Genomic DNA, 14772 nt, shown 5'->3' with positions numbered 1-14772 from the left:
AGAGGACTTGTTGCTGACGCGTATCCGTTGCGGTGCAGCGATTTTGGCGTTCGGGCTACTCGGAGTCGAACTGTTCGAGTAGGCCGGCAATCGCTGTCCGGAGGCGGTGGGGTTCACCGGCGGCGTAAGAGATCCATGTGCTGCGATCGGGACCAATGTGGGGCCAGGCCATCACCCGGCCGTGTGTCGTATCCAGGATCGTCACGGCGGTTGCTGAGCGTCGCACAATGCCGTCGACGCGGCGGGCCGCGGTGATCTCGGTGGCTACCGTAGGGGTTGAGGCGGCGTTGAGGACTGCCGCGTCACGGGGGTGGATTCCCATCTCGGTAAGTAGGTCGGACACCGCCCCTGCCGACGCTGCGCCGATCTTGTTGACGTCGGCGACGCTGAGTTGCAGCGTTTGACTCAAGGGTGCCGGCTCGGCTGTTCCGAGGTTGGTATCCAAGGTCATCCGCACGGCGTCTTGCCAGGCGTTTACCGGAACCGACTGAACGAGGAAAATGTCGCGTGTGCGGCTCGCGACGACGAACCGGCCGTAGCGCGTGGCGATCGCCAGCCTCAGCATGGTGTCTGCCTGCTGCAGTGGTGTGATCCGGATCGCCAACGTTTCTTGCGAGTGGGCCAGGGTACGCATCTGTTCGGCAACCTCGGGCAGGGCGCCGGTGGAGGTAAGGATGCCGCGCTCGGTCAGGCGTTGGTGCTGATGAGCCTTCCAGCCGTCGACCATCTCCGCGCTGGTCATCGGGTTGTAGACCGCAAGGACCTCCGGCAGCAACCCGATGAGGTCCAGATACTCGACGAGATATGCCGCTTCGTCGACGCTGATCTCGAATCCATCGTGGCTGGTGGGTTCCTCGGCGGCGGTCATAGCGTTATTGTCCCAGCGCAACGGTGGCATGGTCGACCTTTCTTCTGGCTTACGCTCACATCACCCGCCGTGCTTGCCCGCCGGACGGGACGGAGCTGATCTGCACGTCCTGGCCACGCTGGGGTGCGTGAATGACCTGGCCGCCACCGATGTAGATGCCCACGTGCTCGGGAACCCCCGGCGCGGAGAAGTTGCTGAACACGAGATCTCCCGGAGCCAGCGCGCCCATCGGGACTTGTCGGCCCACCTTGATCTGTTCGTAGGTGGTGCGTGGCAGCATGATGCGCCCGCCGGACCCCTGGGCGTAGGCGTACTGGGTGAGGCCGCTGCAGTCGAATCCGCCGCCGGTTGGGCCCAGGGCGCCGCCGCCGCCCCAGACGTAGGGCAGGCCGAGCGCCTCATGGGCGGCGCGGGCGGCGCTGACGCCGGTGCCGCTGCCGGCGACACCGGCGTGGAGGGTGTCGAGCTCGCTGGAAATGTTGAGGTAGTTGCTGATCAGCTCTCGGACGAACGCGGCGTCGCTGAGTTTGTCCCGGGCGGCGCCGCTGACCACATCGCCGGCTTCGTCGAGGGCGCTGCGTAGTGCAGATAGGACCGCAGCTTGGGCTTCGGGTGTGTTGCCTTGCACGCCGGCGGACGTGAGGGCGGTTTCAACGTCGTCGATGATGCCTTGGATCTTGGCTCTGTCAGCTTCGGTGCGTGCCGAGGACAGCCCTAGGATGTCGCCGAGCTGTTGTTCCACGTCGCGCAATGCTCCGACTTGGCGGGCAAGCGTTTGGTTGGTGGCGCGCGCGGCGTCGGCCGCCCTGCCATCTCCGGCCAGTGATCCTAGGGCGCCGGCCAGTCCGTCGGCGCCGGCTGTGCCGATGCGTGCTGCTGGCGATCCGGGGGGTGCGGTGGTGCCGAGTTGGTCGAGCATGGCAGCCAGCTGGGGCAGAACGGCGGAGGTGAGGGCGGGGACGAGGCCGCCGGCACCTTGCAGGGCGGCGGCGGGGATGCCGGTGGCTGCGTTGAGCAGGGGCGAGGCGATCTGGGGGCCGAGAGTGGCCAGGCCGTTGAGGGCGTCCAGTGCTTCCTGGGGGATCTCCGGTTCGGCGTCGGCATCGGGTTCGGTCTCAGGTTCGGTGTCGGAGGGGGCTTGGTCCTCGTCGGCGTCGGCGTCGGTTGTCGCTTCTGCGTCTGGTGTTGCAGCGGGGGTGTCTGTGGTGGTGGGCGTCGGTGCGGCAGGGCCACCTGGAGCTGGCGGAGGTGCGGTGTTCGTCGTGGCGACGGGCACTGCGGAACCGGTGGCGGGCGGTTGCGCGGCGCTTCCCAGTGGGGGAACGCGGATCGGTACGGGGCCGGCCTGGGTGTCCTCGCTACCGAGGGGAGGCGGTGTCGTGGTGGTCTGGTCGGCCTGCTTGTCGCCGTCGGGGACACCGAGGAGGTCGCCGCCGTTGGGATCCAGCGGGCCCTGGGTAGGAAGGACTGTGTTCACGGTGTGGGCACCTCGATTCGCCGGATGAGTCGGGCCGGTCCGATCTCGATGGGTTCGGGGGTGAGTCGGCCAGGTAGCAGCGTGATCATGGTTGTGGGGTCGACGGCGATTCCGACGAGGTGGGGCCCTTCGTTGGCGCTGATGTCGGTGAAGATCATGTCTCCGGCGGTGGGGGCGTCGGCGCGGTGGCCGTGCTCAAGCAGTCCGGTGATCGTGGCAGGGAAGTGTTGTCGCAGAGCTTCGGTGAGCACCGAGGCCACGAACTGGGCGCTGTCGTTGGGTGGCGTGGCGGTGTCGGTCTGACTATCGGTTTGTGCGGCGGTGCCAGTGTGGCGTTGTGCTGCGCCGGCGATCGCCGGGCCGACGGGGTTGGGGTGGTCGGTGAGACCGGGGATCGGGGTGCTCAGCGCTGTGGCACAGGAGGCGGCTTCGGGGGCGGTGGAGGCGACTGACTGCGCGTCGGCCGAGGACACGAGCGCTGACGCGCTGGCTGTGGCCACGGCGGTGGAAGTGGGCGTAGCCGAAGGCGAGGGCAATGAACGTGTTGTCGGGGTGCCGATATCGATGGTGGGGCGGTGCTGGTCGAGGAGTGCTTGTGCTGTCTGGACTGGGCCATGGAAGGCCTCGGTGGGCATACCGGTGATTAGCGAGGCCAGCTCGGCTGGGTCGGTGTCGCGCCATTTCTGCGCTCGGTCAACCATGCGGTCGAGCGCCAGGGCGGTGGACACTTCAGGGGTCATCAGTTCGGCGGCGGTGCCCCAGGCAGAGGGCAGGCCAAGTGCCCCCACACCGTCGCCGTCGATGACGGCGCTATGCGCATAGCGCTCAGTGTCGGGCACTGTGGGGTTTGCGGCGTTCGCTAACCCGGTCGCGCGAAGTGAGATCGCCACAGTCACGGTTGCTCCCTGTCTGCCGAACCCCAGTGTTGTGGCGGTATCGACGATTCTCAACAGGACTTCATCGCGACTCAAGTTTGTCGATGGAGGGTTTGCCAGCACGGTGGCGCGGGGTCCCAGCGCGGTGATGCAGGCCTGGTAGAAGTCCTGCGCGGTCTGCCCGGGTATCAGGAGCACGATCAGAAGCACAGGAGCGGCCAGGACGGCGATCACGCCGGCCGCGGCCGCGGCCAGGGTCAGTTTCGTCAGGGCGGTCATCGTTGCCGGTCGGCGGAAGCGTTGCCCATCATCAACTCGGTGCGCACGTCGCGCGAGTCGGCCGGTCTCGCCAAACCGTCCGGGGTCGAGGCTGAGCCGCCGTGGCCGCGCGCCAGGTCGGCCAGGGCCGGGTGCATCGCGGGTGCCGCGTGGGTGCGCCGCGGGTGATGAGGGCAGGTGTCCGCAGGGTTGATGCAGTAGTCCCCGCGTGTGGTCAGATGCCCGCACAGGGCTGGGAATCGTTTCTGAGCTTCTTCGACGGTAGCCGGTCTGGCCATGAGGAATGCGGCGTCGGTCCCGGTTGAGTGGTGCTCTCGCGCGGGCAACCCTGTCGGTGTGTATGCACCGTTGTCCGCCGGGGGTGGGGTGAGCTGCGACAACGTGGACGCCGCGGTGGGGGCGCGCGGGCCTGGGCTGGGCTCGGCGCTCGAAGCGGGGTTCGACGGCGTGTCAGGTGGCGCGGCCGGGGGTGCGAATCGGGACGTGCTCTCAGCGTTCGATTCACCGGGCAGGTCTGTTGAGCCGATGCTCGGGGGCGAGGTGGCGGACTGCGGGCGCCCGTGGGATTGCCGCGGGGGCCGAGGTGAGCGGGACTCGGCCGCAGTCGATTCCGCGCGCTGGTTGCGTTGTTGGCTGGCGGCTTGCTTGGACATCAGTGCGTCGGCGGCCCCGATGAACGGGGCGACCTCTGGTGCCGCGGTAGCCACTCCGAGCTTCGCGGCTGTCGTGGCGGCGCTCTTGGTCCGCGCCGAAAGGGTGTGCGTGGCGTGGGGGACCGCGGTGAGGGGATCGAGGCGGTCGAGGAGGCCAGGGCTGTTGTTCTGACTGGTGAGCCCGTTGCCCACCGCGTCGGTTCCCGCGCCGAATGAGGCTGCCCGTTGGGCGGCGCGATTTCGGACGGCGACGAGGCCTTTTCCGACTTTGCGCAGTGCCAGCACAAGGGCTACCAGCAGCAGCGAGACCAGCGGCATCGCCATGATCACATCGTCTCCGGCGAGGGTGAACATGGCGGAAGTGAGCGCGCCGGTCAGGCCGAGAATGGCGATGTAGCAGGTCATTCCGATGATCGCGAACACTGCGTCGAGGGCGGATTTGATGGCTAATCCCTGTGGTGATCCTGGGATCATTCCGGCGATGAGGGCGACGATCGCTACGATCGCCCAGAACAACGCCGACAGGGCCAGCAATACGACCTGGTAGCAGAGGTAGCCGAAGACGGCCAGCACGCACAGCGCGAAGAGGATCGACATCAGCGCTGTGGCGCCTTTACTGCTGGAGTCGTTCATCGCGAACTGATGCAGCTGTTCGCCGCCGGGACAGCTGCCCTGTACGGCGTCCTTGACCGTGTCGATGTCACCGGCCTGCACGGCGGCTGACCAAGCGCTGCCGCAGTTGTAGGGGGCTGCGTCGAGATTAGCGCCGAAGTTCCATACCAGGGTGGGGGTGCGGACGAAGTTGTCGGCCAGTGAGGTGGTGAAGTCGGAGAGCGCTTGCTCCCCTGTGGTGGACTTTCCGGACAGCTCGGTGGTGAGTTCGATGCCGATGTCGCGGCCCATGGCCAGTCCGCCGTCGGGGCCTACAAGGTCGCTGAGGGGCTTGCTGCCCAGCGTTACCGCGAGCAGCGCGAGGATCACCGCGGTGCCGATCTGTACGGCCGCGCGGCTCAGTTTGCCGGTCAGGACGTTGACGGCGATGAAGCCTGCGGCCAGCGTCCCGACGAAGAGTAGAACGGCGGGGCTGACCACCAGGGCGGCGACCTTCTGGCCGACGAAGTCGATGGGGGTGGCGATGATGCTGAGCCATTGGAAGCTCAGCACGTTGTCGATGAGCCACATGGCCAGACCGATGATGGTGAGAAACACACTGTAGAGCCAGTGGTGGACCATGGCTGAGGGTGCAGCCTGCGGGTTGGTCAGGCTTCCGTTGTCCAACGACAGTCCATAGGTGCCGATCGCCACGCCGTCGCCGTCGGTCACCCCGATCCATAACGCCCCGACGCCTACTCCCACTGCGGCCCACGCTGGGGCCGCCGTGAGCAGGCTGTAGGCAGCTGGGGTCAGCAGCAAGGTCAGCCGGCGGGCGGATTTGCGAATCCTGGAGTTCACGCGATCGCTTCTCGGGTTGGGGTGGTCAGCACCGCGCGAGCGCGGTCGGGATGCGCCGGTAGGGCGATCTTGACCGAGCCGAGTCGTTGCTTGAGGTCCTTCATGAAGCACTCACCAGGGTTAAACCGGGTCATCTGCTGCACGAGATGGTCGGCTGCTGCGTCCTCGCTGGCCATTTTGAGGCTGTCGGCTGCCAACACCTCGTCGCTCTGCCGGAACATGAACAGCGTTGGGATGAGTCGGCGGAATCGACCGAAGTGGGCGGGATCCTGGGAGGCGATGCCGATGGCGGCGTTGTGTTTGCGACCGTCGACGACGAACTCGCTGATGATCGATTGGCCGACGACAGAACGCGTCAGGTGCAGGGCCTCGTCGAGCACGAGGAGACCGAATCGGGCCTGGCTGGCGAACAACGCCTCTCGGGCGATGGTGGCGTAGAGGGCGTAGATCACCTCGCCGAACAGTTTGGTCGGGTCGTCGGCGGGTTGTTCTTCTTCGGAGGGCAACTGCAGCCTGTGGGTGCGCAGCACGACCATCGGTGCGTCGAGGGGCAGTGGGCGGAGGTCGTCGGCGAATAGTGCACGCGCGTAGGTGCGTTGCGACCAGAACCGCAGCTGACCGGCCAGCGTTTCGATCGCTGGGGTGTTAGTGGTGTGGTCGCGGGCCAGTGCGATGGTGTGGTTCACCAGGTCCGGCAGGCCGCGGATGCGGTGGCGGGCCCGGTAGTTGGGTTCGATCAGATCCGAGATCAGGGCCGCCTCCGGGGATCCGCTTTTGATCTGGAACAACCGCATCAGCACCGGCAGGATGCGTTCGGCGGCGTCGGCCGTAGGCAGCACACGCAGCAGATCCATGGTGTAGGTGGGGTTGGCCGGATCGATGACTACCGCGTTGGCCACCGCCTGGGCGAACAGCAGGTACTCGCCGAGTTTGGAACGGTCCACCGCGAACACCTGTCCGCTGAGGTCGACGACCATCCCTGAGATCACCTTGAGGGCCACCGACTTTCCCGAGCCGAGGTCGCCGGTCATGGCGAAGCTGGCGGACCTGTCGCGCTCGGTGGCCCCTAGCAGGTCGAAGTGCACGGGCTCGTGAAAGCCGGAGAGCCGATTGGTGGCGATCAAGGGGCCGGAGTCGTCGCCGATCTGCGCTGCGGTGACCGGCATGAAACAGGCGAAGGTGTCGGTCGGCATGAAATGGGTGTAGTCGCTGCGCGCGCGGGTCTCGGGATATCCGGGTTGGCTGGCGGCCCAGAGTTCAGCTTGGGCGCCGTAGGGAGCGACCAGTTTCACACCGGTGCTATTGAAGGTCCGGATCACCTCGCGCGAGCGGTCCTCGAGCTCTTCGAAGCTGGGCGCGGAGATCGCAATGATGGGGCAGAACTGGATCTCGGTTTCCGAGGGCCTGCTTTCGAGGTGATTGTCGTATTGGGCCAGTTGTTGTCCGCGGTGGACCAGGAAGTTCTGCGCGAAGCTGACTTCGTCGCTGCGTTCGTCCATCTGCTCGGAGAGTTGGCGCAGAGCTCGCGCGTTGGCGGCCAGCGCTTCGGATCGGTCCCGCTTGCGGGTGTGGATGGTGAAGTCGATGCCAGCGCCCTCGAAATGATTGAGGACGGCGAAGATCTGGTCAGCGACACCTGGCCAGGGCATCCGGGTAGCGAAGTCGTCGACGACCAGAAACTGCTGGTAGGACGGGGCGAGCTCACTGTCGGTGTAGTAGGTCTTGATCGCGCGGGTCAGGGTGCGACGCTTGCGGTCGTCGGTGGCCAGAGTCTCGTCGAGTTCTCCAGAAAGCCGGAACCCGCGGATGCGTCCCCGCCGCGTGGTGGTGGTGCGGTTGTGGGGAAAGGGACGCGGGGCCGATGGGTCGGCGGAGGTGTGGTCCAGGTCGAGGCCGCGGGTATGGGCGCGGTCCCAAAGCCAGTGCATCTGGGTGGCATTGACCGCGGTGGGTGCGAACGAGATCGGGATCTTGCGTCGGATCTCGTCGGCGAGGGCGTCGAATTGCTCGCGGTGTTTGTCCGAGGGGATGAAATCAGAAGGTAGGTCTCCGGTGCGCGACGGTCCGCACAGCGGAACCGACAGCCACATAATCCGTTCGTGAGGGGGCCGAGCCTGCAGTTCTATCGCGTTGAGCTGCGCGGACGCCTCGACTGTGTAGTCGGGGTGGCGTTGGAGGAACGACCCGACGGAGTGCTGGCCGTCTGTGCGGGCTGTGGCGGTAAGCCGGGCGGCGATGCTGGCGACGTCGATGGGCGCGACCACGGTGGTCAAGATGGTCTCGGGGAGATCGGTGAACAGGTCGCGGTGGTCTTTGACGACCTCGCGCCTGTCACTGGGGCGTTCGTGGCCGTTAGGCCGCGGGGACAGTAGCCACTCGGCGTAGACGACGCCAGTGAGTGTCCAGCGCAGGTTCCCGGTGACCGCGAGGGTGGGTTGGGTCAGTTTCAGCATCAGTGGGTCGTGTCCATTTCGAAGACGTCACGGCGTCCGCCAGTCGGGGTCAAAGGGGCCCGTCCGGAATGGGGACCGGTGATCTCGCGGCCGCCGGTGCTCAGTGGCTTGCGCTGTGTCCACGCTCGGCTGGTCCAGATCATCCGCGAGCTGGTACGCGCCATGCTGAACCCGATGCGGCGTACAGCGACCACAGTGGGGCCGATGATGGCGGCTCCGACGAACAAGGCGGGCAGCTTGGGCGGATCGAACACGCCGGCGATCGTCAGCAGTGTGACGACGCCGACGATGAGGGTTGCGACCTGCAGATAGGTATAGGGGCCTAGGGGTACCGGTTTGCCGTTCGCGAACTTCCCGATCAGCTTGGGGAATTTGCGGGCGAGCGTGTAGACGGTGACGTCGATGGTCGAGCTCATAGGGGGCGGGCTCAGTAGCGGCTGTTGATGCCGGTGAGGTTGGGCGCGTCGCTGACGCCCAGGCGGATGAGGTCGGGCAGCTGCCACACAACGATTCCCGCGACGACCGATGAGGCGAGAACGACGAGCACTTTAGTGACCGATCCGCGTGATTGTGCGAAGACGACCGCGCTCATTATGAGGGCGATGATGGTGATAACTGCGATGATGATTCCGCGGACCTCGGTGGAGAGGTTTAGGAGTACTTGGGTGATTCCGCTCATGGTGATTGTTCCTTTCGGATGGTTGCCGGTGGTCGTAATTACCGCGGGAGTGTCGGTCGTGAATAGGGCGGCGTAGTAGTTGGGGTGTTGGCCGCGGTGGTTGCGGCGGTTTCGCTCAGTCGCCCTCCGAGTTTCGGTGCGAGGTCGATATCGGTGACAAACCATTTGTTGGTGCGGTAGGAGATTGTCAGTGGGTAGCTGAGTGTCTGAGTTATTCGGTCTCGGTCCTGTGCGGTAATAGTGGCAAGTACTTGTGTGCTGAATCCCTCGGCAGGTTGGGTGGGTATTTCGGTGGTGGATTTAAGTGAGGTACTGGTGATTCGGGTGAATGGGGTTTCCGGAAACGTGCTGATGCCGGGGGCGGTGCTATAGCGGGTGATGTCACCGGTTCCTGACAGCCAGGATTCGAGGAATCCCGCCACGGTGTCGGCGGGGTCGCTGTGGGCGAGGACGTCGACGGGGTAGGCCAGTTCGGGGTCGTATCCGGGGGGTGGTCCGTTGAGGAATGCGGGGGCCGAGGTGACCCGTGGTGCTCCATCGACGACGGCGACTGGGACTTGGTAGAACCACAGCTGCGGCGATTTGCCGAGCGGTTTGACGAAGGCGCCGATCACCACCGACCAGTAGTCGATGTTGGCGTAGCCGCTGTCTTGTGGCCGGGCTGACCAGGGGGCTGTTTTGATCACGCTTACTGGCACCGGGGGCGCGGTGATGGAGACGGAAGTGAATGCTGTCAGCGGCAGCGCAGTGGGGCCTTTAGCGCCGCTGAGATAGGCGTTGATGAAGGCATCGGCGAAGCCTTCGACTGCTACCGATCGATTGAGGGTGACCGCCATCTGCTCGGCCGTGACGGAAGTGTCAGGGGAGCAAGCGCCCGCCAACGTTCCAAGTCCTCCGATGGCACCCAACGCTAGGCAGGTGACGGTAGCCGCCCGCTGCACGGTACGGCGGTGGGTATGGCGGCGTGCCCAGGCTCGGTGGAGTCGGTCTGCGGCGGTGGGTCGGAAGCTCACGCTTAAGACGATGCCGCTGGTGCCGGTGGTTTTCCAGAGGAGCTCACCTAGGCGACCCCGGGGATTGACCGGGGTGCAAGCGGCCCGCCGAGTGTTCGCTACACTTGACACCATGTGCTACGCTCGGCGCTGAGCGACCGGAGGCAAGCGAGGAGCCGAGACGTTGACGCGGGTCGTTAGCTGGTAGATTGCTAGCATTCTGGATAGCACGCACGGCTGGCATGTGAGGAGTCCAACGCGGCCAGCTTCATGGCTTTCAGGCATGGGTGATCTGCTGCAGATCTAGCTGAGCTGCATAGATAACGTGCTACCGAGCCCGGTTGCAGGTTTGCGGCCATGACGGCAATAGGGATGGGTAACACGGCCAGCGGCGGAGGCCCGCCGGTACTTAGCCGGCCGGGTGCCCCACGATTTCCAGGTGGCTGACTGCGAATGCCGTGTAGTCCGCGCCTAGACCTGACCCCGGAGACTGCAGACTGCCCGGGTTGGACGGCTCGCTGGTCTTTTCGATGGTGATGGTGACCGCCGAGGCGATTACGGGACAGTCTGGAGCGGAGCTGCAACCTGTCGCGGCGACCGGGGTGACCATGAGTTCGCGGCGATCCCCGGTGGCCTGGGAGACCTTCGTTCGGGCAGGATCGTTGAAGCTCCACGTGAGCCGGCTGACCGTGCGGTACTTGACCCACTGGTCTTGACCGTCGACCTCAGTGCTTGCGCCGGGCATGATCCCTACCGAGCTGATGACATAGGGTCGGTCGAAGACAATTTCTAGTAGCTGGCCGTCGACTTGCCAGGCGCGGACGCACACCCAGGGCTGCGTGCTCTCAGGGCGCAGGGCATGCATTGGATCCGAGCTGGGTGTCGGGCACCGGGCGGTCGCCGACAATACCGATTCGGGGCCCAAGGGGAAGTCGGACCCTACTGGCGCAGCTGCGGGCCCCGGCGAGCTCTGGACGATCGGAGGCGGCTCGGCGGCAATCTGTGCCGACGGTGCCGCCGGGTCCGCCCCGGAGCCTGACAACGCGATGGTCACCAGCACCACGGAGACCGCGGCTACCGAACCCAGCGTTTTAGGACTCTTCCAACCGCCGGCGGCCAGCCATTCCCGGAATTGCGCAACCCTGTCGGCAACAGCATTGGTTTTGGCGGCGATATCGTCGAACCCGCGCGGCGAGGTGGCCCCTTCCTCTGAAGGACAAGACTGCGAATCCTCGCCAGATTGTGCGTTCGGGTCGTGATTGTAATCTGCAGGCGCCGGGGTATTAAGTTCGACAGCCTCAGCGGCGGGCTGCACATTGGGCGCGACATTGGTCGCCCTTTCGAATTCTGACGCAGGCTCCAGTAACGCGTTTATACGCGAAATGGCCGCTTCAGCGTCCACATCTTTGCCTACCTGCGAGACGGTCAGCTCACTGTTTTCTGCGGCATTGTTCTGCGGGTCCAGCTCGTGCGTTCCGCCCGGTTCTGCGGTGTGACTTCGGGTGGGCCACACGCGTAATTCCGGGTCGGCCAGGATTGTCTGGAGCGGGTTGGTCATGACTTCAATGCTGGCAGTGTGGACACGCGTTCTCCAGAGCGGCTGCTGCGGTCACATCGGTCATACTGGCAGGCATGGCCGGACTCTCTCCTGGACCCGCCCACGGGGACAACCCGTGGCAGCGATTCTACGACTCGCCGACGCGTTCGCGGCGGGGGGGACGTTTGCTGTGGGCGGGCGTCGCCGCCGGTGTCGTGGTTGCTGCGGTGGGCACCGGCGGCTGGCTAATGGTCCGCTCTCCCGGATCTTCGCAGGACGCGGCCGACAGCCCGCGGGTGGCGGTCGAGGAGTCCACGGTGAATACCAGCGCTGATGAGTCGAAGGCCGATCAGGTGATGGCACTGCTGCCGGCTGGGTATCCCTCGCAGGCGTGCACTGCCGTCGAACCTGCACCGTCGGCGGCGGCCACGGTCGAGTGTGCGCGCAACTTGGACCCAGGCGGGCCCGCGACCTCGACCTACACCGCGATCACTGAGCGCGCCGACCTCGATGCCGCCTTTGGCAGCATCGTCGAGGGTCTTGATGTGGTGGTCTGCCCGGGCAACATCCCGATCCAGTCACCGGGGCCGTGGCGTCGCAGCGGTGCCGGCCAACCGGCCGGCACCTTGGTCTGCGGTCTCGACGACCAGGCCTCAACGGTGGCATGGACTGACACGGCGCGCTCGCTGCTGGTAGTGGCGCGTGGTGCGCCGACTGATCGCGCGCTCGCTGAGTTGTACACCTGGTGGTCGAGTCACTCGTGATCAGCGTCCGGCGCTGTGCGGCGCCTGTTCATACTGGTGGAGCCTGCTTTGGGTGGTCTTGCTTGCAGCTGAGTTACAGCTATAGCCTTTTTGCCATGAAGCTGCGCGTCGATGATCAGGACATGCTGCAGTTCGCGGCGGCCAACGATCTGGTGGCCTCCGAGGTTGCAGCCAACGTCCAGCCCGACGCCGAGCTGCTTGCAGCGATGCAGACGGGATACGGACCGGTGGGCGCGGAGTTCACGGCTGCGGTCGGCGAGTTCCAGCAGGCCATGCTGGCCTCGGGGACCGCGGTGGCCGAGCACTTCACCAAACATGCCGAGGACCTCCGAGCCGCGGCTGGGCGGTATGTCGCTGGCGATCAGGGCAGCGCTGCCGCGATCCATGGCTACTGAAGGCTTCACGGCTCGTGAAGTCACGGTCTGGCGCCACGGTTCCCTGTGCGACCAGGTTGGTCGGCTTCGGCAGTGACTGCCCGGGTCGGATGACCCGCTGATGGCAGACAACACCTCTGACTTTTTCTCCGCCAAAGCATTTCGCGAGGCCTGCGACAAGGCGGGGATGACCAAGAAGGCGATCGCCGCCGGGCTGGGCGTGACTCCAACGACGCTGAGCAGTCTCTATAGCGGTCGTTCCACGCCTTCGCTCAAGCTGCTGACCAAGATCGTGGACTTTTTCGGTGGCGATCTCGTCGACTTTCTGGAGATGCCGGCGCGGCAGCGTTGGGAGCTCAAGCACTTCAGGATCGCGGCCGGCCTCACCCAGGCTGCGCTGGCCAAGCGCATCAATGTGGCACCCTCGGCGGTCTCGGGATGGGAGCTCGGCAAGTACTCCCCGCCGGCGGCGCTACGTCCGGTGCTCGCCGACCTATACGGCGTTCCCGAATCAGACCTTCGGGAGGCAATCACCGGTGGTGAGACATCCGGGGCTGGAGTGCCGCCAGCGGCTGATGCAACCTTGCAGATGGCGGAGGCGGTCCTGGGATTTGCCGAGAGTGCGGTGCAGATGGCGCGAGCCGACGGTGTGGCCGAGTCAGCTCGTCTCGCGATGTACACGGAGATTCAAGGTCGCGTCGAGCAGACGCTAACTTTGTTGGCACCTTTGATTCCGCAGCTCCCGGTATCCGAGCGCTCATATGCAATGTCCCTGGTCAGGCGACTATCTGAAGTGCACGACACAACGACTTCTCCGTAAATGTTGCCAACATGTTTGGTGCTTTGATACGTTCGGGACGTTAGGTCACACAGACCGGAGGGAGCGCCCGCTGAGGAGTCACTGGTAACCACCCCTGGGTAACACGTTCACACTCAAGCGGCCAGCAGGCCGTCAGCAGCCGTACCCGGGAAACGAATCTCGACCACGAATTCGCTTGCACAGGAACCCTTTTCCGCGCACCAGGAAGTGCTGTCTTCGTCGCGCCTGGACGCCCCGACGCTTCGGCGATCACCAATCTCTGACACATGAGGAGCTTTGTCGTGCCCAACTCTGCGCTCATCAGCGCCTTCACCACGATGGAGGCGCCCCCATGCACAAGGTGACCAAACACCAGATGCGTGACACCGAACCCGAGCAGATGACCCCGTGCTTCCAGGGTGATCCCGAACGCTGGTTTCCCGAGGGACAGCTGCCCGACGCTGAAGCCGCCGCGGACTGCTGGTCGTGCTTCTATCAGTCTCGCTGCGCCCTGCGCGCCCTGACCCTGGATCCGCAGCCTGAGCATGGCGTCTGGGGCGGATACCGGCTGGCGCCGGGCCCCGGCTTGAAACGCAACCGCAAGGAACTACGCATCATCGCCGGTCTCGACGTCGGTCCGGCGCGCTCACCCGGAGCGGAAGTGGCGCAGGTCCTGTCTCGCCGTGCCGCAGGCGGTGCGTGCTCGGAGAGTGCCGGTGACGCGCAGGGTATGCAGGACGTTGACGCCCCAGAGCCGGCCGGCGACGGCAGCAGCAGTGATGAAGTCGGCGCCGAGGTGATCGAGCTGGCGGACTACACGCCGACGCGCGCTGCAGCGGAGACACAGCTGGTGTTGCCGCTGACCCTGGCGATGTCCGCGCACGCACCCACGGGATAGCCGGACCACAGAAATGCAGACTGCGACGGCCCAGTGGGAGCCTCATCACACCCCTGACCTCGGCGATGAACCCAGGGCCGAGTTGGGCGCATTCCTGCAGGCTGTCATCGACAGCTCTGCCGGGCGAGCGATTTCGACGGCGGAGTTCCGGCACCGGGCACTCGAGGCTGGCTTCGGTGCGTGGGCGGTCGAGTCAGGTGTCTACCGGACGCTGCTGCGTCTGCATCGACATGGAGTCGTCGAACGCGTGGAAAGCCGTGGCCGCACAGTGTATTGGGCACGGCCGTCAGCGGCCTCCGAGCACGCGCGCCGCCACGTCGAGGGCTGTACCGATGAACAAGGTCGGCTGTGATGTGCGCGCAGCAAGATCCACGGTTGGCGAATGAGGTGATGCCGCTGCCTCTGTGAGCAATGGCGGATCCGGGCGCTGACTCCAGGATCCGTCAATCGGACATCTTCATAGCGATGACCCGGGCCCAGAAATAGACCAACCCCCCGGCGAAAACGGGGGGCTGATCTGGGTTAGGACGACAGACCGCAACTTCTGCGTCCCGGGTCTCCCACTGAGAGGAGTTGACTTTGCACGGTCATACTCAGGGTAGCGGCTGCTCTACAGCCGAATCAACCCGAGAAGCTGATTCATCTGCCGTAGTCGAAGCCCCGGCGTGCGCG

The 14772-nt window shown here is 65.4% G+C and carries 14 protein-coding genes; 5 read left to right on the top strand and 9 right to left on the bottom strand.

All coding sequences use genetic code 11. The annotated features are described in order from the left end of the window. Positions 1-55: 55 nt before the first annotated feature. The 9 genes from ACNUDN_RS28350 to ACNUDN_RS28310 form a co-directional block, all read right to left on the bottom strand. On the bottom strand, positions 56-868 hold the full coding sequence (locus ACNUDN_RS28350; protein ID WP_158022126.1) for an ESX secretion-associated protein EspG: 813 nt from the start codon (positions 866-868) through the stop codon (positions 56-58). A 55-nt stretch (positions 869-923) separates the two neighbouring features. After that, positions 924-2345, bottom strand: coding sequence for an NlpC/P60 family protein (locus tag ACNUDN_RS28345; RefSeq protein ID WP_011896270.1), 1422 nt, complete (start codon positions 2343-2345; stop codon positions 924-926). After that, positions 2342-3499: a hypothetical protein gene (locus ACNUDN_RS28340; RefSeq protein WP_011896271.1), complete on the bottom strand. Its 1158-nt coding sequence runs from the start codon at positions 3497-3499 to the stop codon at positions 2342-2344. The genes ACNUDN_RS28345 and ACNUDN_RS28340 overlap by 4 nt, the downstream gene beginning before the upstream one ends. After that, complete coding sequence (locus tag ACNUDN_RS28335; RefSeq protein WP_011896272.1) at positions 3496-5604, bottom strand: hypothetical protein; 2109 nt, start codon at positions 5602-5604, stop codon at positions 3496-3498. The genes ACNUDN_RS28340 and ACNUDN_RS28335 overlap by 4 nt, the downstream gene beginning before the upstream one ends. Continuing rightward, complete coding sequence (locus ACNUDN_RS28330; RefSeq protein ID WP_011896273.1) at positions 5601-8057, bottom strand: ATP-binding protein; 2457 nt, start codon at positions 8055-8057, stop codon at positions 5601-5603. The genes ACNUDN_RS28335 and ACNUDN_RS28330 overlap by 4 nt, the downstream gene beginning before the upstream one ends. Beyond that, positions 8057-8473 (bottom strand): hypothetical protein, encoded by a 417-nt coding sequence (locus ACNUDN_RS28325; RefSeq protein WP_158022127.1) that lies wholly within the window; start codon positions 8471-8473, stop codon positions 8057-8059. The genes ACNUDN_RS28330 and ACNUDN_RS28325 overlap by 1 nt, the downstream gene beginning before the upstream one ends. A gap of 11 nt (positions 8474-8484) precedes the next feature. After that, the gene (locus ACNUDN_RS28320) at positions 8485-8736 is read right to left on the bottom strand and encodes a hypothetical protein (protein WP_041801131.1); all 252 of its coding nucleotides are present in this window, start codon (positions 8734-8736) and stop codon (positions 8485-8487) included. A 38-nt stretch (positions 8737-8774) separates the two neighbouring features. Further along, positions 8775-9572, bottom strand: coding sequence for a conjugal transfer protein (locus ACNUDN_RS28315; protein WP_419125378.1), 798 nt, complete (start codon positions 9570-9572; stop codon positions 8775-8777). Positions 9573-10137: 565 nt separating this feature from the next. Continuing rightward, the gene (locus ACNUDN_RS28310) at positions 10138-11286 is read right to left on the bottom strand and encodes a hypothetical protein (RefSeq protein ID WP_011896276.1); all 1149 of its coding nucleotides are present in this window, start codon (positions 11284-11286) and stop codon (positions 10138-10140) included. A gap of 74 nt (positions 11287-11360) precedes the next feature. Between ACNUDN_RS28310 and ACNUDN_RS28305 the strand changes: the two genes are divergently transcribed. The 5 genes from ACNUDN_RS28305 to ACNUDN_RS28285 all read left to right on the top strand — a co-directional run bounded on the left by ACNUDN_RS28305 (position 11361) and on the right by ACNUDN_RS28285 (position 14452). Beyond that, positions 11361-12029: a hypothetical protein gene (locus tag ACNUDN_RS28305; protein WP_011896277.1), complete on the top strand. Its 669-nt coding sequence runs from the start codon at positions 11361-11363 to the stop codon at positions 12027-12029. Positions 12030-12124: 95 nt separating this feature from the next. Beyond that, entirely contained in the window at positions 12125-12424 is a 300-nt protein-coding gene (locus ACNUDN_RS28300) for a type VII secretion target (RefSeq protein ID WP_041801133.1), read from the top strand. 100 nt (positions 12425-12524) lie between these two features. After that, a complete protein-coding gene (locus tag ACNUDN_RS28295) occupies positions 12525-13223 on the top strand; it encodes a helix-turn-helix domain-containing protein (RefSeq protein WP_011896279.1) in 699 nt (232 codons plus the stop codon). 331 nt (positions 13224-13554) lie between these two features. Then, positions 13555-14100, top strand: coding sequence for a WhiB family transcriptional regulator (locus ACNUDN_RS28290; protein ID WP_011896280.1), 546 nt, complete (start codon positions 13555-13557; stop codon positions 14098-14100). Positions 14101-14113: 13 nt separating this feature from the next. Next, the gene (locus ACNUDN_RS28285; protein WP_011896281.1) at positions 14114-14452 is read left to right on the top strand and encodes a hypothetical protein; all 339 of its coding nucleotides are present in this window, start codon (positions 14114-14116) and stop codon (positions 14450-14452) included. Positions 14453-14772 lie beyond the last annotated feature (320 nt).

Origin of the sequence: Mycobacterium sp. smrl_JER01, from assembly GCF_048513595.2 — a bacterium.
Lineage (GTDB): Bacteria > Actinomycetota > Actinomycetes > Mycobacteriales > Mycobacteriaceae > Mycobacterium.
Note: the sequence above shows the minus strand (reverse complement) of the source record. Positions and strands in the feature narration are given on the sequence as shown.

Bases quoted from the DNA above. Each gene is read 5' to 3' on its own strand.
- ACNUDN_RS28350 (WP_158022126.1), bottom strand. From the start codon at position 868: ATGACCGCCGCCGAGGAACCCACCAGCCACGATGGATTCGAGATCAGC.
- ACNUDN_RS28340 (WP_011896271.1), bottom strand. From the start codon at position 3,499: ATGACCGCCCTGACGAAACTGACCCTGGCCGCGGCCGCGGCCGGCGTG.
- ACNUDN_RS28330 (WP_011896273.1), bottom strand. From the start codon at position 8,057: ATGCTGAAACTGACCCAACCCACCCTCGCGGTCACCGGGAACCTGCGC.
- ACNUDN_RS28325 (WP_158022127.1), bottom strand. From the start codon at position 8,473: ATGAGCTCGACCATCGACGTCACCGTCTACACGCTCGCCCGCAAATTC.
- ACNUDN_RS28320 (WP_041801131.1), bottom strand. From the start codon at position 8,736: ATGAGCGGAATCACCCAAGTACTCCTAAACCTCTCCACCGAGGTCCGC.
- ACNUDN_RS28315 (WP_419125378.1), bottom strand. From the start codon at position 9,572: ATGGCGGTCACCCTCAATCGATCGGTAGCAGTCGAAGGCTTCGCCGAT.
- ACNUDN_RS28310 (WP_011896276.1), bottom strand. From the start codon at position 11,286: ATGACCAACCCGCTCCAGACAATCCTGGCCGACCCGGAATTACGCGTG.
- ACNUDN_RS28305 (WP_011896277.1), top strand. From the start codon at position 11,361: ATGGCCGGACTCTCTCCTGGACCCGCCCACGGGGACAACCCGTGGCAG.
- ACNUDN_RS28300 (WP_041801133.1), top strand. From the start codon at position 12,125: ATGAAGCTGCGCGTCGATGATCAGGACATGCTGCAGTTCGCGGCGGCC.
- ACNUDN_RS28295 (WP_011896279.1), top strand. From the start codon at position 12,525: ATGGCAGACAACACCTCTGACTTTTTCTCCGCCAAAGCATTTCGCGAG.
- ACNUDN_RS28290 (WP_011896280.1), top strand. From the start codon at position 13,555: ATGCACAAGGTGACCAAACACCAGATGCGTGACACCGAACCCGAGCAG.
- ACNUDN_RS28285 (WP_011896281.1), top strand. From the start codon at position 14,114: ATGCAGACTGCGACGGCCCAGTGGGAGCCTCATCACACCCCTGACCTC.